The sequence below is a fragment of the Bernardetia sp. Wsw4-3y2 genome, assembly GCF_037126295.1.
Classification (GTDB): Bacteria; Bacteroidota; Bacteroidia; order Cytophagales; family Bernardetiaceae; genus Bernardetia.
This window is the reverse complement of the sequence record NZ_CP147017.1, coordinates 4,945,525-4,969,119: the sequence shown is the minus strand read 5'-3', so window position 1 is coordinate 4,969,119 and position 23,595 is coordinate 4,945,525. Positions and strand designations below refer to the sequence as shown.

General features: G+C 30.8%; 21 protein-coding genes and 1 tRNA gene. 10 read left to right on the top strand and 12 right to left on the bottom strand.

What is annotated here, in order from left to right:
* Positions 1-29: 29 nt before the first annotated feature.
* The 4 genes from V9L05_RS20980 to mnmD form a co-directional block, all read right to left on the bottom strand.
* Positions 30-446: a thioesterase family protein gene (locus V9L05_RS20980; protein ID WP_338813802.1), complete on the bottom strand. Its 417-nt coding sequence runs from the start codon at positions 444-446 to the stop codon at positions 30-32.
* Between the two features lie 68 nt (positions 447-514).
* Entirely contained in the window at positions 515-1,270 is a 756-nt protein-coding gene (locus tag V9L05_RS20975; protein ID WP_338791558.1) for a hypothetical protein, read from the bottom strand.
* 157 nt (positions 1,271-1,427) lie between these two features.
* Positions 1,428-3,128: a M28 family peptidase gene (locus V9L05_RS20970; protein WP_338813801.1), complete on the bottom strand. Its 1,701-nt coding sequence runs from the start codon at positions 3,126-3,128 to the stop codon at positions 1,428-1,430.
* Between the two features lie 221 nt (positions 3,129-3,349).
* Complete coding sequence (gene mnmD, locus V9L05_RS20965) at positions 3,350-4,045, bottom strand: tRNA (5-methylaminomethyl-2-thiouridine)(34)-methyltransferase MnmD (protein ID WP_338813800.1); 696 nt, start codon at positions 4,043-4,045, stop codon at positions 3,350-3,352.
* A gap of 341 nt (positions 4,046-4,386) precedes the next feature.
* Here mnmD and V9L05_RS20960 point away from each other — a divergent pair, with 341 nt between their 5' ends.
* Together V9L05_RS20960 and V9L05_RS20955 are read left to right on the top strand one after the other, a co-directional pair.
* Positions 4,387-5,169 (top strand): LexA family transcriptional regulator, encoded by a 783-nt coding sequence (locus V9L05_RS20960; protein WP_338791561.1) that lies wholly within the window; start codon positions 4,387-4,389, stop codon positions 5,167-5,169.
* 188 nt (positions 5,170-5,357) lie between these two features.
* Positions 5,358-5,807 (top strand): hypothetical protein, encoded by a 450-nt coding sequence (locus tag V9L05_RS20955; RefSeq protein ID WP_338813799.1) that lies wholly within the window; start codon positions 5,358-5,360, stop codon positions 5,805-5,807.
* Positions 5,808-5,817: 10 nt separating this feature from the next.
* Here V9L05_RS20955 and V9L05_RS20950 read toward each other — a convergent pair whose 3' ends face one another.
* A complete protein-coding gene (locus V9L05_RS20950; protein ID WP_338813798.1) occupies positions 5,818-6,765 on the bottom strand; it encodes a DUF2279 domain-containing protein in 948 nt (315 codons plus the stop codon).
* A 143-nt stretch (positions 6,766-6,908) separates the two neighbouring features.
* Between V9L05_RS20950 and V9L05_RS20945 the strand changes: the two genes are divergently transcribed.
* The 3 genes from V9L05_RS20945 to V9L05_RS20935 all read left to right on the top strand — a co-directional run bounded on the left by V9L05_RS20945 (position 6,909) and on the right by V9L05_RS20935 (position 9,635).
* Positions 6,909-7,613 (top strand): NUDIX domain-containing protein, encoded by a 705-nt coding sequence (locus tag V9L05_RS20945; protein ID WP_338791564.1) that lies wholly within the window; start codon positions 6,909-6,911, stop codon positions 7,611-7,613.
* A 133-nt stretch (positions 7,614-7,746) separates the two neighbouring features.
* Positions 7,747-8,121, top strand: a complete 375-nt coding sequence (locus V9L05_RS20940; RefSeq protein ID WP_338813797.1) for a diacylglycerol kinase family protein — start codon at positions 7,747-7,749, stop codon at positions 8,119-8,121.
* A 164-nt stretch (positions 8,122-8,285) separates the two neighbouring features.
* On the top strand, positions 8,286-9,635 hold the full coding sequence (locus V9L05_RS20935; RefSeq protein ID WP_338813796.1) for a UDP-glucose/GDP-mannose dehydrogenase family protein: 1,350 nt from the start codon (positions 8,286-8,288) through the stop codon (positions 9,633-9,635).
* 858 nt (positions 9,636-10,493) lie between these two features.
* On the opposite strand, the gene V9L05_RS20930 is transcribed toward V9L05_RS20935, so the two are convergent.
* Together V9L05_RS20930 and V9L05_RS20925 are read right to left on the bottom strand one after the other, a co-directional pair.
* Positions 10,494-10,817, bottom strand: a complete 324-nt coding sequence (locus V9L05_RS20930; RefSeq protein WP_338791570.1) for a hypothetical protein — start codon at positions 10,815-10,817, stop codon at positions 10,494-10,496.
* 99 nt (positions 10,818-10,916) lie between these two features.
* On the bottom strand, positions 10,917-12,176 hold the full coding sequence (locus V9L05_RS20925; RefSeq protein WP_338813795.1) for a class I SAM-dependent rRNA methyltransferase: 1,260 nt from the start codon (positions 12,174-12,176) through the stop codon (positions 10,917-10,919).
* 180 nt (positions 12,177-12,356) lie between these two features.
* Here V9L05_RS20925 and V9L05_RS20920 point away from each other — a divergent pair, with 180 nt between their 5' ends.
* The 3 genes from V9L05_RS20920 to V9L05_RS20910 all read left to right on the top strand — a co-directional run bounded on the left by V9L05_RS20920 (position 12,357) and on the right by V9L05_RS20910 (position 15,173).
* The gene (locus V9L05_RS20920; RefSeq protein WP_338813794.1) at positions 12,357-12,908 is read left to right on the top strand and encodes a hypothetical protein; all 552 of its coding nucleotides are present in this window, start codon (positions 12,357-12,359) and stop codon (positions 12,906-12,908) included.
* 407 nt (positions 12,909-13,315) lie between these two features.
* Positions 13,316-13,909 (top strand): MarR family transcriptional regulator, encoded by a 594-nt coding sequence (locus V9L05_RS20915; RefSeq protein WP_338791574.1) that lies wholly within the window; start codon positions 13,316-13,318, stop codon positions 13,907-13,909.
* Between the two features lie 199 nt (positions 13,910-14,108).
* Positions 14,109-15,173, top strand: coding sequence for a M42 family metallopeptidase (locus V9L05_RS20910; RefSeq protein WP_338813793.1), 1,065 nt, complete (start codon positions 14,109-14,111; stop codon positions 15,171-15,173).
* A 161-nt stretch (positions 15,174-15,334) separates the two neighbouring features.
* Here the strand turns inward: V9L05_RS20910 and V9L05_RS20905 are convergent, their stop codons facing one another.
* From V9L05_RS20905 to V9L05_RS20885, 5 genes are all read right to left on the bottom strand, one after another.
* Positions 15,335-16,759, bottom strand: coding sequence for a trigger factor (locus V9L05_RS20905; protein WP_338813792.1), 1,425 nt, complete (start codon positions 16,757-16,759; stop codon positions 15,335-15,337).
* A gap of 245 nt (positions 16,760-17,004) precedes the next feature.
* Positions 17,005-17,086, bottom strand: a tRNA-Leu gene (locus V9L05_RS20900).
* A gap of 216 nt (positions 17,087-17,302) precedes the next feature.
* Complete coding sequence (locus tag V9L05_RS20895) at positions 17,303-18,196, bottom strand: hypothetical protein (RefSeq protein WP_338791579.1); 894 nt, start codon at positions 18,194-18,196, stop codon at positions 17,303-17,305.
* A gap of 108 nt (positions 18,197-18,304) precedes the next feature.
* The gene (locus V9L05_RS20890; protein ID WP_338791581.1) at positions 18,305-18,916 is read right to left on the bottom strand and encodes a hypothetical protein; all 612 of its coding nucleotides are present in this window, start codon (positions 18,914-18,916) and stop codon (positions 18,305-18,307) included.
* Positions 18,917-19,026: 110 nt separating this feature from the next.
* Positions 19,027-19,995 (bottom strand): MlaD family protein, encoded by a 969-nt coding sequence (locus V9L05_RS20885; protein WP_338813791.1) that lies wholly within the window; start codon positions 19,993-19,995, stop codon positions 19,027-19,029.
* Positions 19,996-20,262: 267 nt separating this feature from the next.
* On the opposite strand from V9L05_RS20885, the gene tsaB reads away from it, so the two are divergent.
* Together tsaB and V9L05_RS20875 are read left to right on the top strand one after the other, a co-directional pair.
* Positions 20,263-21,012, top strand: a complete 750-nt coding sequence (gene tsaB / locus V9L05_RS20880) for a tRNA (adenosine(37)-N6)-threonylcarbamoyltransferase complex dimerization subunit type 1 TsaB (protein WP_338813790.1) — start codon at positions 20,263-20,265, stop codon at positions 21,010-21,012.
* 72 nt (positions 21,013-21,084) lie between these two features.
* Entirely contained in the window at positions 21,085-23,565 is a 2,481-nt protein-coding gene (locus tag V9L05_RS20875; protein ID WP_338791585.1) for a BamA/TamA family outer membrane protein, read from the top strand.
* Positions 23,566-23,595 lie beyond the last annotated feature (30 nt).

Genomic DNA, 23,595 nt, shown 5'->3' with positions numbered 1-23,595 from the left:
TAATTATAATAGAGTTGAATTATCAAAAATTAATTACTTAACTCTCCTACAAACATTTCTCTTATTTCTTCTGTCGTTGCAATTGCTCGTTGTGTTTTTCCATCAAAAAGAACAAAAGTAACCACAGCATCACAAACTATTGTATCTGTATTTTCTAAATAAATAGTTTGTTTGAATGTACTTGTTTTACTTCCTACTTCAGCTAAAGTTTGTAATTTGCTTTTAATGACAATAGTTTGTCCAACAGAAGCAGGATAACGGTAGTTGATGTTTACATTTACCACCACAAACATAATGTTTTTCTTTTGTAGTGTCTTGAGAGCATCACTTTCTTCAAAAAATGCCCATCTAGCTTCCTCAAAAAATTCTAAATAACGAGCATTATTAACGTGCTGATAGCCATCTAAATGATAACCACGTACTTTTATCTTTATTTCTTTTGACATTGCAATTATTTTTTCTGAATAAGTAAAAACTAAATAATTAGTATTTGTGTGTTTGTATAACTGTGAGTTTATTGAACTAATTTGAATTTCCTTTCTATAATAAAAGTACCATCAAGAGTGGTTAGAACAATTGAAAATTTATCTCCTGTAAAGTCTTCAAATTTATATAATTCTTGACTTGTACCTAAACCTAACACCATTGTATTATCCTCTTGGTTATATTTCCATACATTAAATCCAGCAGGTTTTTCAGGTGATGTACACACATTACTTTGAAACTTTTGTATTCTTCCATCAATATCTTCTTCAGAAGTTACCTCTGAACGACGAATAAAATTATGGTAAAGTTGATTGAAACAGTTAAGATTGGATGGATTTCCATTAATTATATGAGCTGTTTGTTGCCAACGTTTTTCATATCTTCCTGTTAGCTGTGCTTGTATAGAATTTTTGATTGTAACTGTATTTACATTTTCAATAAGCAAATTAGGTGTTTTTACAATAGTTGTAGTATACCAATTATTTAAATCCTCTTTTTCAATATTTACATAATAATCAAATATCTTAAAATCTAAAGCAACTTGTACACGTCCTTCTTTATCTGAATAAAAAGATTTCATTATTGGGTTTTGATCTTTCATCAAATCGTTCTCATTTAAAAAAAAATCCACTTTTGCATTAGGCACAGGCAGACCTGCTGTATCAACTACATATAAATCTAAAAGACGGATAGGCTCTTCAATCCCTTCTCTACCTTCACAAGAAGTCAAAACAAGTAAAGATGAAAAAACTAAAACAAAAAGACTAAAATATTTATTTTTCATAACTTTACTTCTATATTTCCTATTAAACATTTTTTTATAATTTTATTTTGATTACAATTAAAGATGCTTAAAAAAGCTCTTAAAAAAATAATTGCACAAAATTAGATAATAATTTATATAATTGCTTACCTAAAACATTGCAAAAGGCATCAAAAAGCTAGTTTTGGTCTTCAAATATATCTTTTTCTATTTTTTTAGGACTTTTTTCTTGATTAGCAAGCTGCCAAGTTGTGTGAAAAATAAGTTTTGTTACTTTTTCTACTCGTTCAAAATCTATTTTTTCAGCTGTATCACTTGTTTTATGGTAATCTTTATGGTCAGGACTTGTATAAAAAATAACAGGAATGTCATGCTTTGCAAAACTATATTGGTCAGAGCGATAAAAAAACTCTTCAGGATGTGATTTTGAATTATAACTATAATCTAAATGGAGCTTTGTAAATGTTTTATTTGCTTGCTCATGAGTTTGATGCAATACAGGAGATAACCAATCTGAGCCTACAATACTTATATAATCATTAGATGAATAGTTGTTTTTTGGAACATATTCTCTTCCAATCATATCAATATTTAAGTTAGCAACACTATTTGAAATAGGAAATAAAGGAGCAATATCAGTGTAATAAGATGAGCCTAACATACCTACTTCTTCAGCAGTAGTTGTCAGAAACAAAATACTCCTTCTAGGTGCAAACCCTTCTTCTTTGGCAAGAGCAAACGTTTTTGCTAGTTCCATAAGAGCAGCTACTCCTGAAGCATTATCATCTGCACCTGCAAAAAAATTGGTTTTGTCCTTACTTTGTCCCAAATGATCATAATGTGCTGAAATTATTATTATTTCTTCTTTCAAATCTGTTCCTTCTACAAATCCCACTATATTTTCAGTTTCTAAAGTAACTACATTTTCTTTTTTTACTTGTATAGAAATTGTTGCATAAGGAAGGTTTGAAGGAACATTATTATTTTTAAATTGATCTACCAATTCTTCCCATTCTTGTTTTGGATACTCAAACAATTGTGCTGCTGTTTCCATAGAAAGAAAATAAACACCAATACTTTTTTCGGTCTTTAAAGTATATATTTCTCTATTGAGATACTTATTTTTTTGAAGTCTTTTGGAGTTGGTCTTAAAATTATCCGAATTTGTCAAAACAAAAAAAACAGCTTTTGCTCCTGACTTTTGCGCTGAGAGCATTTGTTTTTCCATTTTTTCATTCCAATCTTGATTCGAATAAAAAATAGATTCTTTATCATCAGTATCTAATAATAAAGCTATCCCACGCCCACTAATTTGTTCATTTGGCAAAATAGAATACCCTGTTAAGACAACATTTAACTCATTTTCATTATGTAAATAAGTCAATGGATTAGCCAAAAAGTCCTCTTGGTTTTGATAAATGCTATTTTTCCCTTGCAGATTTGTTTTTATAGTTACAGTAGAAATTTTGCTTTTTTCTACTTCAAATTCTTGCAAATAACGTTTGCCCAAATCAGTCATAACAGCTGGCTCAAGATTGTTTTTTATAAAAAAGTCTTGAATATATAATCCTGCCATTTTTTGCCCACGTTCTCCTATTTTACGTCCTTCAAAACTTTCTGACGAAAGTAGTTCAATATGGTTTTTCAGGTTAAGAGCTTCTATTTTATCAGCATAATAGATTTGTGTGCTTTGTTGCAGTAGAGATAATGTTTCTGAAGTGAGTGTATCTTCTCTAACTTGTCTTTGAGTTTGGGTTATATCATCTTTTGGATATTTTGTTTTATTTTGTTTTTTAGAAATACAGTTTGTAGAAGAAAATAAAATTAATAGAATAATTAAATTACAGAATAAATTAATTATTGTAGAATAGTTTTTCATAAATTAGTAAAATAAAATGCTTTTGTTTTTATACTAGAAAGTAAAATTAAAATATTTTTTCGAAGGAAGGCTAGGAAATCTATTATTTCAGATAGAATGAACAACTAAATAAAATACTTTCTGTTTCAAATTTTGACAAGTCGTGTCTATTAGAGTAGATAAAACTTAGTTGCAAGAAGTATCCAAAGTCAGTGTTACAAAATTTTTTTTTTTCATTGAAGTCAGGATTTAATAGCTCTTACCATTTCTCGTTTTGGTGGCGCACCATCTAATTTTTCTACTTTCCAGCTTGCTGTCTTGAGGTCTCTTTTAAATTGTCCTTGAGCACAATAAGTAACTAAAATCCCATTTTTACGAGTAAAATCAAATACTTTTTGAAGATTAGATAATTGCCATACTTCGGCTTGTTTGCTAGGGGCAAAAGCATCATAAAAAGTACAATCAAAGTAATTTTCATCCATCTGATAATTTTCTAATGTAGATTCAACTTTTTGTATTGAAAAATAAGGCGAGAGTTGATACATTTCTTCCCAATCAACTTGATGTAAGTTACTAAAGATAGCTTTGGTATCTTCTTGTAAGAAATCTATATAGTTTAATTTTTGAGCAATCTCTAAAGGAATAGGAAAAGGTTCTAAAGTAATATATTCTATTTTAATTTTGTTTTGCTGAGCAAATTCATACGCCAAAATAGCATTCAACCCTGTACCAAAGCCAACTTCTAGTATTTTAATTGTATCATAGTTTTGTTGCTTCAAATAATTTAATCCTTTGTCTATAAAAACCCAAAGTGATTCTTGTATTGCGCCATTATGAGAATGATAGGTTTCAGAAATATCATGACGAAGAAGCGTATGTGAGCCATCCTTACTTTCTAACAAGGATAGTTCTATTTTTTTGTTTATAGTATTACTCATTTTTGTATTCAGGTTTATATTTTTATATTCATGGCTGGTTAACTCATTGGAGATTTACTAAAAAGACAGTTTGAAAGGCATTTTTCTTGTAAAAACATAAAAAGCAACTATTTTTAGCAATTTTTTAGCTAAAATATTTATATATTTCAAAATATTTTGGTATTTTTGATAAATTTAGTTACTTTTATTAGATAATGCTAAAAATAAATCATATAAGTGTACTATAGATTTACTAGAAGCATTCAAAAAATAATTAGAACTTGTACTTATATGACTTGTACCTATAAAGGTATCTAAAAAATTACTAAAATACTGTTATTCAAATAATTATCAATACTCTTATGTTTCTAAGCCAAAACCTACGTTATTTACGTCGTAAATCCAAAAAAAGTCAGCAAGCATTAGCTAATGAGGCATCTATTTCTCGTGGTGCATATTCTTCTTATGAAGAAGGTAGAGCCGAACCACGCTTACAAACACTACAACGATTAGCACAAATTTTTGAAGTACAGATAGATAATTTGGTAACCAAAAACTTAGAAGAAGAAAGTCAGGATACGCCAAGCAAGCGACTTGCTCGTTATGTAGCTGCTGATTCTCTACGAGTTCTTGCCATTACAGTAGATGAAAACAATAATGAAAATATTGAAATGGTGCCTGAAAAAGCTGCTGCTGGGTATACTAAAGGCTATACAGATGTTCAGTATTTGAAGGATTTACCAAAGTATAGACTTCCATTCTTACCAAAAGACAGAACATACAGAGCCTTCGAAATTACAGGAGACTCAATGCTTCCTTTACAATCAGGAACTATCGTGATTGGTGAATATGTAACTGATTGGCACGAAGTAAAAGACGGACAAGTCTGTGTAGTTGTCTTAAAAAATGAGGGAATTGTCCTCAAAAAAATATTCAATAAAATTGAAGAAAAAGGCACTTTGCTTCTCAAATCGACTAACCCACAATATGATCCTTATGAATTAGAAATTGCAGAAGTAGGAGAAGTTTGGCGTTTTGTAGCATATATTGGAAAAACTCTTCCTCAGTCTGATTTGGATAGTTTACGTACTGCTGTACAGCGTTTAGAAGACCGTTTTCAAGAATTTACCGTAACAAATCAGTAAATACAATAAATAAAAAACTAGAAATTAATCTTATTTTATAATAATAACAGTAAAAGTAAAAAAGTCTAATTCTTTGAGTTGGGCTTTTTTTATGCCTAAATTTTTCACTGTTATTTTTTTTTGATAACTTGCTTTGCTTAGAATTGAGCTATTACTCTTCCCCTTTATCAAAAAAAACAACTTAATCTATGGATTTACCAGAACATTTGACTGCATCAGAAAATGAATTAATTTATGATATTAATGTTAGTGAAAACGATGCGCTTCGCATTTATTACAATGAAAAAGCAAATTGTATCATTACTCGTAGTATTGGTTTTGTATATGATGCAGAACTAAGGACATTTTTAAATCAGATTATCTTTTTTTTGAAAGAAAAAAATACAAATAAACTGATTGTAGACTTAACTTATAGGCAAACTTATACAGATGAGGATCAAAAATGGATAGATACAGATTGGTTTCCTCGTGCTTTACAAGCTGGACTTTCTTTCTTTGGCTATGTTATACCTAGTGATTTGTTTATGCAACTTTCAGCAGATGAAATTTTGGTAAAACAAAAAGGAAGTGTAAATGTAATTCCTTTTGGAAATTTAAATAAGGCTGTTGAATGGATACAAATCCAAGAAAAAGTTTGATTCTTATTGCTTAAAAAGCTAAAAGACTAGCATTAAATCCTTTTTTTGTATCATAATAAAGTGCAGGAAAAGGAATTTTTATTCCATTAAAAATAGTAAATAATAATTGTAAGCCTTTTCGATGAGTTACAATTGAAGCAAAATTTATATCTAAAGACAAATAAAAAATTCTTGAACTCTGATAGCCATTTTCATTATTTTGCTTTTCACTTCCATAAATCATATTATTTCCACCATAACCAACTGAAAGAGCTAACCATTTTGGAAATTTAGTTTTTTCATTTGACCACATAGCAGGACTAGAAGAAAACCAGTACGTCTGTCCGTTATAATCTTTTATAATTTTTGTAGGAAGATTTTCTCCCAAAGTATTCGGACGCAAATCAGAGTAAGATGTTGGAAAAAATGAAAATTTGAATTGGATACGCTGCTCTTTAAAAGCTATTTGTTGAGATAAAAATAATAAAGAACCTGTTCCATTTGCAATCAAATCTCCATAACTTGCGCCATACGTTGGAGAAAATCCATCAAAAATTTCGATCGGAAGCATTAGCCAAAAACCAGCCGTAGAAGACCAAAGAGCTGTTTTTTCTGAATAATTTAGTTTTTTGAGAGAGTTGTAACTTAGTTTTCCTAAATGATAAGAAGTATAAGCATGTCCGAATTTATCTAACTGATTCCATTGTTTATTATCATTAAAAAAATGAAATGAAGTTTGATTTTCATTTTTGTACCAACTTTGATATAAAAAAGTCATTCCACCTATATAGGTTGTGGTAGCTAGCGTTGGAAAAAGCCATTTTTTTCTTGTTGAGATTTTGTAAACCGTATCTTTTTCAGAAAATTGAGTATCAATTTCTAATGTATCCTTCTCAACTAGAATATCTTGAGAGAAACAAGGAAAATAGAGCCATAAAAAAAGAAAAAAGGCAAGAATCTTGAACTTTAAATAAAACATCAAAACTATTTTTTAGGAAATTTGTAAATCAAGCTAATATACATCTATTTTTAATCCAAAAATTGGTTTATTCAGAAAAAATAACTTACTTTGTGTACAAAAAACACTAAGAAATAAAAATTCATTTATTTAACTTTCATCTTATGTATAGCTACGAATACCCACGCCCTTCTGTTACTGTCGATTGTGTCATTTTTGCTTGGGATAGCGAAAACTCTGACTTAAAAGTGCTTTTGATAGAACGAGCACACGATCCTTTTGCAGGAAAGTGGGCATTTCCAGGGGGGTTTGTAGATATGGATGAAGATTTGGAAACGGCAGCACGAAGAGAATTAGAAGAAGAAACAGGTATGAATGACCTTTTTATGGAACAACTCTATACCTTTGGAGCTCCTGATCGTGACCCAAGAGGACGAGTAATCAGTATTGCATATTATGCTTTAGTAAGTTTGGCGCATCACGCAGACCAAATAAAAGCTGCCTCCGATGCTGCTGATACACAATGGTTTAGTATAAAAGAACTTTCAGAAATTGAGCTTGCCTTTGACCATCAAGAAGTTATGAAAATAGCTTTAGAAAGATTGCGTGGAAAAGTACGTTATCAGCCGATTGGTTTTGAGCTTTTACCTGAAAAATTCCCTCTTTCTCAACTTCAAATCCTTTACGAACACGTTTTAGGAATGACACTTGATAAGCGAAATTTCAGAAGAAAAATCTTAAAAACAAAACTTGTTCTTCCTTTAGATGAATACCAACAAAATGTATCACATCGTGCTGCCCAACTCTACAAATTTGATAAAGATAAATACGAACAACTTGTAAAAGAAGGATTTGTATTTGAAATTTAATTTTTTTTTATTTGAAGAAATTGAAGTAAAAATCGTCGATGAAACACCGAAAATGGTGATGGTTTGGCTATAAAATGATTCTTTTTTGCCGTTGTCGGTGTCTCACCGACGACACAGACAGTGATTTTAAAATATGCTTTCTTATTTCAAAAAGCAATTTCATAGTTTTGGTTATGCCTTTAAAGGTTTGAGAATAATGCTTAGGGATTATAATGTTTTTATTCATATTCCTGCTTCCATTTTAGCCTTATTACTTAGCTTTGCTTTTCAAATAAATATATTAGAATGGATTTCTATTTTATCAGCAATTTGTTTCGTTTGGATAACCGAAATTCTCAATACAGCTTTAGAAAAATTAGTTGATTTAGTAAGTCCAGACAGAAATAAATTAGCAGGTCAGATAAAAGATTTAGCTGCAAGTGCTGTTTTGATAGCTACAATCTATGCTATTTTGGTGGGAATAATCATATTTGGAAGGAAAATTCAAGAGTTTATACTTCTTTACTAAAGTGCTTAGACAAAATATTTACTACTTAAAGCCATTCTTAAAACCTACTTTTTGTATCTTTGTAATTATACAAGTAAAATGGCATAGCTATTTCTCTAATTTGAAAAGCTAAAATTCTATTTTATTCATTTCTTTTTTAATTATTTCACAATTCTTTTTTATATATGAAATTAGCAGTCATTGGTACAGGATATGTAGGTTTGGTATCAGGAACTTGTTTTGCCGAAACTGGGAATCAAGTTATATGTGTCGACATTGATGAGAATAAAATCAATCGCCTAAAATCAGGTAAGCTAACTATTTACGAACCAGGTTTGCAAGTTCTTTTTGAAAGAAATATCAAACAAGAACGTCTTTTATTCACTACCGATTTAGAAGAGGCAATTAAAGATGCTCAAATTATTTTCTTAGCTCTTCCAACTCCTCCAGGGGAAGATGGTTCTGCCGACCTTTCGTATGTATTAGGAGTTGCCGAACAATTAGGAAAAATGATTACAGACTATAAAGTAATTGTTGATAAAAGTACCGTTCCTGTAGGAACTGCTGAGCGTGTTCAGGCTGCTATTGCTCAAAATGCCAAAACAGAATTTGATGTTGTTTCAAATCCTGAGTTTTTGAGAGAAGGTGTAGCTGTGGATGATTTTATGAAACCTGATAGGGTTGTGGTAGGAACTTCTTCAGATAGAGCTAAAAAGGTGATGGAAAAACTCTATAATCCTTATGTAAGACAAGGAAATCCTGTTATTTTTATGGATGAGCGTTCGGCTGAAATGACAAAATATGCAGCTAATTCTTACCTTGCTACTCGTATTAGTTTTATGAATGAAATTGCAAATATTTGTGAGCTTGTAGGCGCAAATGTTGATTTTGTGCGTAAAGGAATGGGTTCTGATAATCGTATTGGACAGCGATTCTTATTTGCTGGTGTTGGTTATGGTGGAAGTTGTTTTCCAAAAGACGTACAGGCATTAGAAAGAACAGCCAATGAAAATAAATATGAATTTAAGATTTTGAGTTCGGTAATGAAAGTAAACGAACGTCAGAAAGTGGTGATGGTAGATAAAATTAAATCTTTTTATGGCGAAGATTTGACAGGAAAGCATTTCGCTATGTGGGGACTTGCCTTCAAGCCAAATACAGATGACATTAGAGAAGCTCCAGCACTTTATATTATTGATGAGCTTTTGGCAGCAGGCGCAACAGTTTCTACTTTTGACCCAGAAGCAATGGAAAATGTATTGGAACAATATGAAGGAGATGAGAGAGTTTCTTTCGAAGAAAATCAATATAATGCTCTAAAAAATGCTGATGCGTTGATTATTGTTACCGAATGGAGCGTTTTTCGTACTCCAGATTTTGAAAAAACATTCTCTATCATGAAAGACAGAGTTATCTTTGATGGAAGAAATGTATTTGATTTATCTCAAATGGAAGAATTAAAAACGTATTACAACAGTATCGGAAGACAAGTTGTAGATACAAGAGAGAAAAAACAAGTAGCACAAGAAGCTTAATTTTTAGCTCTTGAAAATTTATCTCATTTAATACCCTATTTTTTTATAGAAATAGGGTATTTTTATGCTTATAAGCAATTAGGCAAAATTACATATAACAAAACCCACGATTTTAATCGTGGGAAAAAAAGGAGAAAACACCCTCTAACTTCTAAAAAAGATACTTAATAAATAAGCTGTAAATAATTTGGCTCAATTACTTAGTTTCAAAAAAATATGCTAAAATTTCTTTTCTGACTATTTTATATGACATTCTACCTGACTGGTTTAATCTTCCAAGAGAAAAATCCTATCAAATAAGCATCGGTTTTCCATTTGAATACTATTACCAGTTTTGGCTAGACAGAGTATCTCCTAATCACGGTTGGAATTTTAATAATTTAATTTACAACTGTGTTTTATTTTGGTTATTTACTTTTGTAGTTTATTATTTCAAAGATAAATCAAAATTAAATGACACCAAAGAAGATATTTTTTTAGATAGATAAATAGTTAAAATTATATTTTTTGGTTATCAATGTATTACATTCACCCTTTATAATTGTTATTTAAGTAAATGGTAACTGAGCAAAATTATTTATATGCAATCACCTGACACCTTAAAAGTGTCTTGACAGTTTAAATTTCCACTTTCTATTTTTTTTGGCTCTTCCGACTTTTTAGCGAAACATCGTGAATTGAAAAAAACGCTTACTCAGAAGCGTGATTTAAGCAATATCACGTTTCTGAGTAAGCGTTTCATTCGTTTTTGAGAACGGTGTAACTCTCAGCGAAGCTAAAACGAACGCATACCATCCTATAATTTCGCTAAATTGTCAGAAGAGTCCTTTTTTATTAGATATGTTTTTGCTCAGTTACTTAGTTTGCCTTCAAAGTAGTATCATTATCTAATAATTTCTCATTATCAGCATCAGCTACTTGTACAGCAATATCAAATTTTTCTTGAAATAGCTTTTCAAATTCTGAAATACTCATTTCTGATGGCATTTCAAATTCACCTAAACCAGCAAGTGATTCACGTTCATCAGCTACTTCTCCCAAACGAGCTTTATCATCTGCAAAGCGTGCGCCACGCCCTGCATTATTGCCTTTATAGACACGTAATGAATAACCAAAAGTTTCTTTGAACTTGTCTTTAAGTGTGTTTACAGTCATACGACCATCTACTTTAAATGTTCCCATAAATTTCTAATTTTTGAGTGTTAGAATTGTAAATTGAGTGATAATTAAGCATTAATTAAATTTTATTGAATAAAATTAATGAACTTCAATTTACTAAAATTATTCTACTTGCAAAACCAAGCCTTTCAAATATTCCCCTTCTGGATGATAAATATTTATTGGATGATCTAAAGGCTGTGTCAGTTGATGAACAATTCTTACCTTTCTTCCTGCTTCGGCTGCTGCTGTAAAAACTACTTTTCTAAATAAATCTTTGCTTACACTTCCCGAACACGAAAAAGTAAATACCAAACCACCACTTTTTACTTTCTTAAAACCTAATTCATTCAAATTAATATAACCTCGTGTAGCCTTTGGAAGTGAACGTTTATTTTTAGCAAAAGCTGGTGGATCAAGGATAATAATATCAAATTGTTCCTCTTCATTACTTGCATCTAATCCTTTTAAATACTCAAAACAATCTTGTGCAATAGCTTCATGATTTTTATTAGCTCGCATCAAACTATTAAAATTAAGGGCAACATTTTGGTTAGCTTCTTGAGTTGCTTCTTTCGAAATATCTACTGAAACTACTTTTTTTGCACCTCCATCAATTGCATAAACACTAAAACCACCTGTATAACCAAAACAGTTCAAGACAGATTTATTTTTTGAATATTGTTTTACAAGCTCTCTATTTTCTCGCTGATCTATAAAAAAGCCTGTTTTTTGTCCATCTACTACATCAACTTTGAATTTCAGATTATTTTCCAAAATTTGAACTGGAATTACTGGAATATCACTTTCTGTTTGTCCTTCTTCTAGCTGCCAACCTTGTTGTATTTCATTTTTTTCATCTCCAAAACCCTCTATATTGCGTGTGCTTTCTTTGATATGAAGATAAATATGTTCGATTCCAATAGCACGAATTCCACTAAAAATATATTCTGCAATGCGCTGAGTTCCTTTTATTAAAAGTTGAACTGAAGCTATATTATCATAAATATCTACAATTACGCCTGAGAAAAAATCTCCTTCTGCGTGCAAAAGTCGGTAGGCATTTGTACTAGAGTTTATCAAATATTTTTCACGTAAATTATACGCATTTCTTATTTTTTGATGAAAATAGCCTTCGTCTGCTACAAATTCTACTTCTTTATCATGAAAACGAGTAAACTCAAAAATACGACACGTAATTTGACTATTTGTATCAAAGAAACCATATCCTAAAATACGCCCACTTGCATCTTGAACAGCTATAATTTCGCCATTTTGAGCCTTTGGCATCTTCTGAACTGCTCCTGAAAATATCCAAGGATGCTGATTTAAGATTGATTTTTCTCTATTTTTTTTGAGTAAAAGAATTGGGTAAGATGTCATTGATTGATTTGATACAGTTTGAAAAGTTAAATTAGAACCTCAAAGATACTATTATTTTTGATGGAATATTTGTTAGTTTTTACATTTTAATTGCATTAATATTTTGCAAAATCTATTTTTATTAGTATTTTTATTATCTATACAAATCTTAATTTTCAATAACTTTTACTACTATTCATTATGCCACAGATATTTGCACTAAATAACTTTGTAAAGAAATTAGAAAATAGATTAATTGATGCAAGAAATGAATTAGAGCGAAAATTAAATTTTAAGCAAATCAATGAATTTAAATCTATATATGATGAATTTAAAATTTCATTACCAGAACTAAATTTAAGAGTAAAAGACATTAATCATAAAAGAGCTATTGAACCAAACTCCATAAAAGGCAATAAAGTTGAAGTACAATATACAAATATTGTAAAAAGTCACATTCCATTAATTGGTAAGATGTCTAATATCAAAAAGACTATTCCTGTAATTGAATATAAACCAACTAATTCCAACTTCGATATTAACATAGAGGTTGTTTTCAAAGAAAATAGAATTGATTTTTCATTTTACGAAAAAGATTCAGAAAAATTTGAACTGAAAACTGAAAAATATAGAAATATAATTATGCACGAATACGGAGAGTTATCATTACAAATAGAGAAATTCAATGGAGTTTTAGAAAATAAATTAAAAGAAGCTTTTGAAGAATATAAAAAACAAGCAGTAATTAAATAAAAATTTATCTAATTTGAGTCCAATAATAATTTGTTCTTTTAAAAAATAGGATTCATAAAAGCTCTTATAAATTATATATGTTTTGTGGAAGTGGAAATACCAACAACAGCTATAATATTTTATTAACAATCTGTAGAAAACAACATTTTGATAGAAATAGGTTTGCAAAAAATATATTCAATAACACAAACAAATTACTATTCTAACTAAAAAATTCTTAAAAAATTATGCACGCATAACAAATTTTACTTATCTTTGTTTGTAATCTCATACTTCAAATTTACCAAATAAAAAACTGAATAAAAAAGAAAAAAGGTATTTTTGAATAAAAAAAAGCAAAAAATACAAGACATTTTTAGTGCAAAAGATAATTTACACAATATCAGCTAAAACAATTCTATAAAATAATGAGTAGTAGCAAAACCAAGATAATGACAAATGGTAGCAAAACAAATTCTGATAAAAAATCTGATTCTTTTTCAGATAATTCTTTAATAGATAGAAAAAAAAGACGTTCTGTCGATTTTGCCATCAAAGCATCTTGGTTATCGATTGCCAAAATGTACAATATGATAGGTGGCGAACACGGAATTACACACTCAACAGGATTTGTTTTATTAAATATAGACCAAGAAAAAGGTTCTCCTGCTACCAAAATAGCTCCCCTTATGGGAATGGAAGCACGTTCATTGACACGCATACTCAAATCGATGGAAGAAGAAGGTTTAATTGTTCGTCAAAGTGATAGCGAAGACCGTAGAAAAGTAATGATTTGTCTGACCAATGAAGGAAAACTAAGAAGAGAAGCTGCTAGACAATCTGTAAAAACATTTAATCAACAGATTTTTGATAAAATTTCTCCAGAAAAAATGGAAAACTTTTTTGAAGTAATCGAACATATCAACCGAACTGCTGAAAGAAATCTTTCTCAAAAAAATGATTTTATACAAGATGTTCGTACAAAGGTAGAAGATGCTCAAAAAAATAATTTTCAGAAATAGAGTTTTGTCTCCTTAAATTATTAGCTTTTTCAAAATTTAGAAAACCTCTCTTTTTTACGCAAAAAAGAGAGGTTTTTTGCCATTATATTTTTCTATTTTAAATAAAACTTTCTAACAAACGGTTAATTTTAAATCCTATTATTTTAACTTTGAGGTAAATTAATTTTTACTAAAACCAACTACTAAATTAACAAGTCACATGAATATTGAAAAAATAGATATTGAATTATTATCTCGTCTTACAAGTGTAGCTGGCGCACCTGGTTATGAAGACCGAATTCGTGAACAAATTCAGAAAGAAATAAAAGACTATGTCGACGAAATGAGTGTCGATAATTTGGGTAACTTGATTGCTCTAAAAAAAGGAACACATTCAGATTCTTCTGAAAATAAAAAAGTAATGGTGGATGCCCACATGGACGAAATTGCTTTTATGGTTACTCATATCGATAACGAAGGCTTTGTTCGCTTCCATCCACTAGGAGGTTTTGACCCTAAAACTCTGACAGCTCAACGTGTTATTATTCATGGAAAAAAAGATATGTTAGGCATTTTGGGAACAAAAGCAATTCACATGATGACGGCTGAAGAGAGAAAAAAATCGGCTGAACTAGATGATTATTTTGTTGATTTGGGTTTACCTAAAGAAGAAGTAGAAAAATTTGTTTCCATTGGAGATACTATCACTAGAGAAAGAGATTTAGTAGAAATTGGAAATACAATATCGACTAAATCATTAGACAACAGAATTGCAGTTTATATTTTGGTAGAGACTTTGAAAAATTTAGAGGCAACTCCGTATGATGTCTATGCTGTTTTTTCTGTGCAAGAAGAAGTTGGTTTGCGTGGAGCTTTAGTAGCAACTCGTAATATTGACCCAGATTTCGCCATTTGTTTGGATACAACAGTTACGAATGATATGCCAAGTGTTTCTCCACAAAAACGAGTAACTGAACTTGGAAAAGGTACAGGAATTAAAATCATTGATTCTCAAACAATTTGCGACCCTAGAATGGTAGATTTCTTGAAAGCAACGGCTGACAGAGAAAGTTTGAAATGGCAAGCTGAAGTTTTACCTGCTGGTGGAACTAACACAGCTTCTCTGCAACGTGGTGGAAGTGGTTCTATTGCTGGAGCAATTTCAATTCCTACTCGTTATCTACATCAAGTAACTGAAATGGTTCATAAAGAAGATGTTTTGGCAAGCACAAGACTTCTTATGGCTGCTTTAGAAACTATGGATAAATATAACTGGGACAGATAAAGCTAATTTAGAAGTCAGATTTTAGAAGTCAGAAGTAAATACAAAATTCTGATTTCTTTCTAAATCACAAAAAAAGTCCTCCAAACTAAAAATAAAAATAGTTTGGAGGACTTTTTTACATTGTCATTATTTGCATCTTCACAATTAACATAAATCAATTCTTAAAGTGATTCAGCAATTTTAGCAAATTCTTCTTCAGTTACTACTTTGTCTTTCAGAGAAACTGATTCACGAATAGCTTGCATAGAACGATTACGCATAGCTTGAGTAGCAATTTGTTGATAATGTTTACCATCCTCAGCTTTTAAGAAACTCTCAGCCATGTTATCCATTTGAGCTTCTGGAAGTTGCATTCCACCACCCATACGCATCATCATGTTCTGAACTTCTTTGCGAGCCTCAGCCATAATATCTTCTCTAGTAATCTCTACTTCTTTTTCTTTCAAAATACGATTCTGAATAAGCGACCATTTCATTTCTTTGATGAATTCTGGATACTCTTCTTCAATTTGTTCTTTACTGAATTTGCCTTCATTAGCAAAAGCCAACCAACGCTTCAAAAACTCGTCAGGAAGATCTATTTTAGTGTTTTCAATTAAATCTCTACGAATATAAATATCTGTAAGAGCTTCACCTTCTTTAGCATAATCTTCTTTCAAACGAGTCATGATTTCATTACGAAATTCTTCTTCATTCATTACTTCAGGTTCGTTTTGCTCTTCTAATTCTTGTTGAGCTTCTTCTCCTTCTGTTACTAATTTTGGTTCTACTGGTTTATAAGCACCTACTTTTTTGAAAAATTCTTCATCCATTACAGCAGGAATACGACGGGTAATACTTTCTACTGCCATTGTAAATTCTCCTGAAAGTTTGGCTGCGTCTTCTTTTTCTAATCCTAATGCAAAGCCTCTTTCTCTTTCATTTGGAAGTGCTTCTTCCATTACAAAAGTAAATGTATCACCACCTTTTACACCAATAAATTTATCTACTTGAGATTCAGCTAATTTATTTGTTGGTATAAGTGTTTCTACTGAAAAAGATTTTGTTTCATTTCCTTCTTCATCTTTACTCATTTGAAAAATTTCTCCGTATACAAAATCATCTTTATCAGATTCTTCTGGGTTTTCTACTGTTCCAAAACGAGTACGAAGATTATCAATGTATGTATCTACTTCTTTTGTAGTAATATCAATTTTATAATTATCAGCTACCACTTTTTCAGAAATATCATAATCAAAATCAGGAACTAAACCAATTTCGTAAGAAAACTCAAAATCTTTTGATTTTGCAAAATCTACATCTTCGGCTTGTGGAATTGGTGCGCCCAATAAATCTAATTTTTCTGCTTGAATATAATCACTTACTCCTTTAGTTACTACATCATTCACTTCGTCCATTCTTACTTCTTTTCCTATCATCTTTTTCACTAAACTCATAGGAGCTTTTCCTGGGCGAAAACCTTTAATAGAAGCTTGTTTACGATAATCTTCTAATTTTTTATCAAATTTAGCCTTGTAATCTTCTTCTTTTACCGAAACATGAATAAAAGCATTTGTTTCGTTCTTTTTTTCTAACTTAATTTCCACGATAGTCTATAAATTTGGGAATTACTGTTTTGATGAAAACATATAATTCTGCGTGATGAAATGAATTATTTTGTAAGTCTATTTGAAATCTAACAAACTTTTTATTAAAAGTTTTTATAAACAAAAATTTCTCTTATTTAGGCAATCAAACTAGATGCAGTTTAAAAGAAATAAGAGAAATTTTGCTTTTATTAAACCCAGTTTTTTTATATTTTTTGTATTGCTACAATAGTATAAAAAAGTAGTGCGGATGGAGGGACTCGAACCCACACACCTTACGGCGCTAGATCCTAAGTCTAGTGCGTCTACCAATTTCGCCACATCCGCTTGAATCGTGATACAAAAGTACTACAGGAAATTGATATATGCAAACTATTCCCTACTTATTTTACTAACTTTTCTAACTTTTTTTTGAGTTAATTTATTAACTATTGATTATCAATATCTTACGAGACAAAATTAAAAAAAATAAATTTGACTTTTTTTTAATTATTTATTCTAGTTATGCTTTCAAGCTCTAAAAACATGAATTTTGGCTCTTCCTTAATGAGGAACATTTACATTATTCTCTTCTTTTTGCTCTTCATTTCCTTGCCTAGCTTTTCCAAAACGATAAACCAAACCTACATGATGTGAGTAACCAACTTGAGGAAGGGTTGTAAAAGCATAATCTACACCAAAACTTCCTTTATAATACCCTACTCCAAAATGCGCTAAAAACTCGGCTGTTGTGATTCCTGTTCTGATAAAAATTTCATTTTCATTAAAATTAACTACTTGATACTCTAAACCTGCCTTAAATGAAGCTGGATATTCAGTATCTTTTTCAGTTTCAAAATTTACAGTTACACGCTGGACAGGTTTATAAGAAATTCCAATTCGCATAATAGTAGGGATTCGTTCGTCTTCAAAATCAGAAACTTTTGCTTGATTAATATTAAAAATGTGCATTCCTAAAGTAAGCGTTTCAGAAAGCTGTGCTACTCCTCCCATTTCTAAAGCAAAGTTTCGACGAGTTCCGTATCCTTGAATAGAAGTTTGTAAATAATTGGCTTGAATTCCGATGCTCATATTGCTGATTTTGTGAGAATAACCAACTGCCAAACGGTGTTCGTTGTACAAATCATCTCCAAAACGAGTAACTCCAATTCCCATTTTACCATCAAAAAAAGCATCAAAAGTAGCTCCTGCCTGTAAAGTATTGAGTCCAGAAAGGGTAAAACGATTGGAATAACCTAGAAATGTCTCTGTTCCTTTTACATTTGAAAGTGCAGCTACATTATTAAAAACTGCCCAAGAATCTGCAACAGTTAGGGAAGTTCTGCCCATTCCGTAGGTTCTTGCACCTGATTCAATTTGTCCGAATTGAGCAAAACAAGGAGTTTGTAGAGAAATAAATATAAAAAGAGTAAATAAAAAAGCGTAGATTTTTTTCATTAGTAAATAGAGTTTGAAATTCTTTTATAAAACCTGTTTGTCAGAATCAACCCTAAAATACGAATTTGAATTTAGAAATAAAGTTTTCGTTAGAATAATTTTAAAAACCTACCTCACATCAAAAACCCTACAAAAACTTTTAAATATGGGAAACTTAGTCAGTTCTAATTTTGCGCCTATTTCCAATAGTTTTTTATATTCAACTTGTGAAAGCAAAGGTGTTGTAGTAATTTTTTCTTCTTCCAAAAAAAGCAAAACTAAAAATTTGACCAACACATAAGGTGCATTCAAAGCATCATTTTTCCAATTCTGACTAACTGATTTTTCTTCATGTAAATGTAGCCAAAGAAGTTCATTTTTTCTAAGAGAAGAATACATAGCTGTTTTGATAGCATCATAAAAACCATCTTCCCATCTTGAAAAATCTTTTGTGAGTTGCTTTAAGGCTGCCAAAAGTGGGTCATTGGTACGAAAAGCATCTTCCTGACGAGAAAGCATACGAGCTTTTTTAGTCAAGCTAAGTTCCTCAAAAAGACTAATACTTCCATTTGCTAGTGCAATCGCTATCGAAGGAGCAAGCAGAGTAAGCGCAAAAAAATCTTTTTCATCTAAAGGGCGAATTTCTGTATAAGCAGAAAAAAAATTACTTCGGAGAGAATCTAAAGGTTCTCTAACAGATGGATTTTGCAGTAAAATGGAAAGTTCGCTTTCGTTTAGCATTAGTTGTGAGTTGTTGGTGTCGCTGTCGCTAAAACACCAACAACGGCAAAGTTGGAGACTTTATTTTTTAATAAAACGGTAATTTAATTAATAATTTATCATTCAAAGATTTATTTACCTTCTTTGTCTTTGTCTTCATCTTTTTTATTATTTTTATTTTCTTTTCTTCCAAAGACAGACAAATGGACATATCGTTGTGGGTGTTCTCTCAAATCAATGAGTAATCTATCCAAATCTGAAACAGTATAATTAAGCTGTTGATAAAGCGAATCGCTATGAATAAGTTTTCCTAAAGAACCATCAGCATTATTTATAGCTTTTGTTGTTTTATTTAATTCTGCTAGAAGTTCATTGCTTTTCTTGCTAATTTCACCAATCTCTAATTCATTAAGAGATTCTGCAAATGTATTTAGTTTTGCAATAATTGGTTTGAATTGCGCCTCTGTATCTTTCAATGAAGAAGTAAGTGCTGCTAAATTGGCTGTAATATTTCTGAGTTGCTGACGATTATCTTCCAAAATACCATTAATACTAGCTGTTGTCATTTTTGTATTATCTAATATTTCTGCAACACTTCCACTCATAGCTTCATACTTTACAAGCATATTTTTTAAAACTAGAGCTGTTGAATCTATATTTTGAGCCAAAGGACCTGCTTTTTCTGCTACCATAGCTGCCAAACCTAATTCTACATCACTTTGTAGTGTATCTCCAGACTCTAAAACTTTTCCTTTTCCTAAAATAAGATTAATTTGCTTTCCACCCAAAAGACCTCCATCAGCAAGTGTAGGAATAGAACCCTCTGTAACTCCAATATCTTTTTTGATTTTTAGTGTAACCATCAATTTATTTCCTTGATTGGGAAGCAGTTCGATTCCATCAACACGTCCAACAGCATAGCCATTTACAATAATCTGATTAGAAATAGTCAGCCCATCAATATCATCATAAAAAGTATAGAAAGTATTATCGCTACTAAAAAAATCACGCCCTTTCAAAAAATTAAAACCTAAATACAACAATGCGCCAGCTACTACTACGAGCAAACCAACTTTAAATTCTTTGGATATATTTTTCACAAAAAAAAGTAAAAATTTTATGTACAATTAAAAAAATAGATTTTACAAACCTTTAAGCCTTGTTTTATCTTTCTACAAAACGCTTCTTTGTTAATTTTGTTTGATGTAGATTAAAACTAATGTTATTCTGAGTACAAATTTAGAAGTTAAATAACAGAATGAAAATTATTTAAGCAAATTTAGTTCATAATTTTCTTATTGCTTTTTTCTACCTTTGTTCTTTATAAATTCTTTTCTATTAAATTATCTATTTTTGATTTTGAATCTATGATTTTAAGTATCGAAACTTCTATCCATATTTGTTCAGTTGCATTGCATGACTTGGAAGGAAATTTACTTGCCTTACACGAACTTCACGAGCAAAGAAAACATGCCGAACGCCTTACTCTTTTAGTAGAAGCTGTTTTGAATACTACTCAAACAAAATTTTCAGAGTTAAAAGCCATTGCAGTAGGTTCGGGTGCAGGCTCTTATACAGGCTTACGAATTGGTGTTTCGACAGCAAAAGGGCTTTGTACAGGTCTAAATATTCCCCTTATCGGAATTCCTTCATTACAGGCGTGGTCTTTATCTATGATTGATTTGGCAAATGATTTGGAGAATCAGGCTTTAGAAAAAGTTGAAAAAGAACAAAAAATAAAAACAAAATATCTACTTTGTCCTTTAATGGATGCTCGTCGTATGGAAGTTTTTACAGCTATTTTTGATACAGAATTAAATTATATCTTAAATGATACAGCTTTAGTTATTGATGAGGATAGTTTTGGTAAACAACTTTCTGAAAACAAAATCTTATTTTTTGGAGATAATGAAGAGAAATTACAGAAGTGCAAAGCAGTCATAAATAATCCAAATGCCATTTTTATTTCCAATAAATTGCCTTCTGCTAAAGAAATAGGGAAATTAGCAATTAAGAAATTTAATCAACAAGATTTTGAAGATTTGGCTTATTTCGAACCTAATTATGGCAAAGAATTTTATACAACAGCCAAACAGTTACCAGTTACCAATTATTAGTAATCAGTCAATTTCTGTATTTTTCTGAAAAATATTCTCCGTTCTCTAAACTCTAATTTCTATTCTGCAAAAGTGAAAAAAAATCTTCTTCTCTTTCTTATTTTCTCATTTTTTATAGGTTTGGTTTCTTGTGTTCCCACAAAAAATCTTGCGCCCAATGAAAAGCTATTATATAATCAGAAAATAGAAGGAACTGATAAAGTAGATTCAGATGAACTAGCTGTTTATTATCGTCAGCAGCCTAACAGACGAATTTTATCTTTACCAATTACTCCTTATTTATATTTTTATTATTTGGGGAAAAGTAATTATACAACTCAAGACTCTTTAAACTTTATAAAAGATAAGCAAGAATTAGAATTAAAATATGATAAAAAATTAGCAGAATATGAAAATGCGACTACTCAAAAAGAAATCAATAAAAGAAATAGAATTAGGAATAAATATGATAAAAAATTACTCAAAGCCAATGATAAAATAGAAAATGGAAACTGGTTTATGCGTTCGTTAGGGGAAAAACCTACTGTTTTTGATACAACTTTAATGCAACAGACAGCCGACCAAATGAACTTAGCATTGCGTCAGAAAGGTTATTTTTCTAATACTGTAACTCCCCAAATTTCTTATCATAGAAATGATTCTCAAAAAGTAGTTGTTACTTACCAAGTACATGAAGGAAAAGCACAGCGAATTCGAAATATAGACTATCAAATTCAAGATTCTACTATTCAACAACTCATTTTTTCAGATAGCAGTAATCGACTCTTTAATCAAAACACGAGATACAATGAATCTAAATTAGCAGCAGAAAGAGAACGCATAACAACTCATTTGAGAAATAATGGATACTTTGATTTTACAAAACAGTTCGTTTTTTTTGATGTAGATTCACTCATACAAGATGCTCCCTTTCAATCTGATATTACGATTGCTATCGAAAATCCATTACCTACTCTCAAAGATAAAAACAGAAAACATATACGTTTTATAGTAGATTCTGTAAAAATGATTATTGATGGAAATGTATTTGGAGCAGTTCAGAGTACGCCCAATCGGTCAAGATATGATAGCATAAAATATGCAGAATACAAGCAAAGCTATTCAAAAAGGGTTTTGAATAATAAGATTCAGCTTCGTCCGAATGAATATTATAGCCAAGAGCATGAAGCACAAACACAACGTTCACTTACTCAACTAAACATGTTTCGTTTTGTAAATATGCGTCATGACACAACAGGAGGAAAGTTTGTTACTACCATTTTTGCTAATTCGCATACCAAATATAATCTTTCTTTGGAAGGAGGAGTAGGGCTAAATGTGAGTCAGATTATACCAGGTCCTTTTTTTAGTGTTTCATTGCTCAACAGAAATACGTTTGGAGGAGGTGAATTGTTAGAGTTTAATGGACGTGGTGCTATCGAATATCAAGCAGCTATTCAAGGATTAGATATAAATTTAAATCAGACACTTCGAACCCAACAGTTTAATTTTAGCACCAATCTTACTCTTCCTCAATTTGTATTTCCTTTCTCCAAGAAAATACAACAGCGTTTTGGAAAGTACAATGCAAGGACACAATTTCAAATAGGTTTTGCCAACACAGACAGACCCGAATATACACGTACAAATGCTGAATTTGCGATGCGTTATAATTGGAATAAAATACCTTATAAAACTTATCAAATTGATGCTATTGATGTTCTGCTTACCAATACCACACGAATAAACGAGGTTTTTTTAGAAAATTTAGAAGAATTGGCTGCTAATGGAAATAATTTGATATTTAATTTTAGCCGTTCGCTTACTACTACTGTTGGTGGAAGTTATACCTATAATGATAATTTATTTGATAGAAAAGTAGCTCGTTATTTTAGACAGTTTGCTGAATATGGAGGAACTTTTCTGAGTTTGACTAATAGAAATAGATTAGATTCAACTCAAGTATTAAGTGATACACTTACATTTTATCGTTTTTTTAGAACAGATACAGATTTGAGATACTATAAGCCTATAGGTAAAAAAAGTGTTTTGGCATATCGTGCTCGTTTGGGAATTGCCAAACCATTTGGTAGAGAAAGTATATTGCCTTATGAACGCTACTTTTTTGTAGGTGGGGGAAATAGTTTGAGAGCATGGAGACCTAGAAGATTAGGGCCTGGTTCATATTCTCCACGTCTTGCAAATGGAGATTATGATACTCGCTTCGAACAACCAGGAGAACTTTTGCTAGAACTTTCCTTTGAATGGCGACGAGATTTGATGAAATATGTTGAAACGGCTGTTTTCTTTGATGCAGGAAATGTTTGGATGATTTCGAATGATAATGCAAGACCAAATTCTGAATTTGCTTTTGACCGTTTTTGGAAAGAAATAGCACTTAATACGGGATTAGGATTACGACTAGATTTTTCTTTTTTGATTGTTCGTGCTGATGTCGGAATTCGATTGTACGACCCTACACTACCACTTTCTGAGCGTTGGGTAGGCAATAAACTCTTTCAAAGTCCTTTCCAAAACTCTGCTGTAAATATTGCTATTGGTTATCCTTTTTAAAAAAATCACATTAAACTAAAGATTATTTAT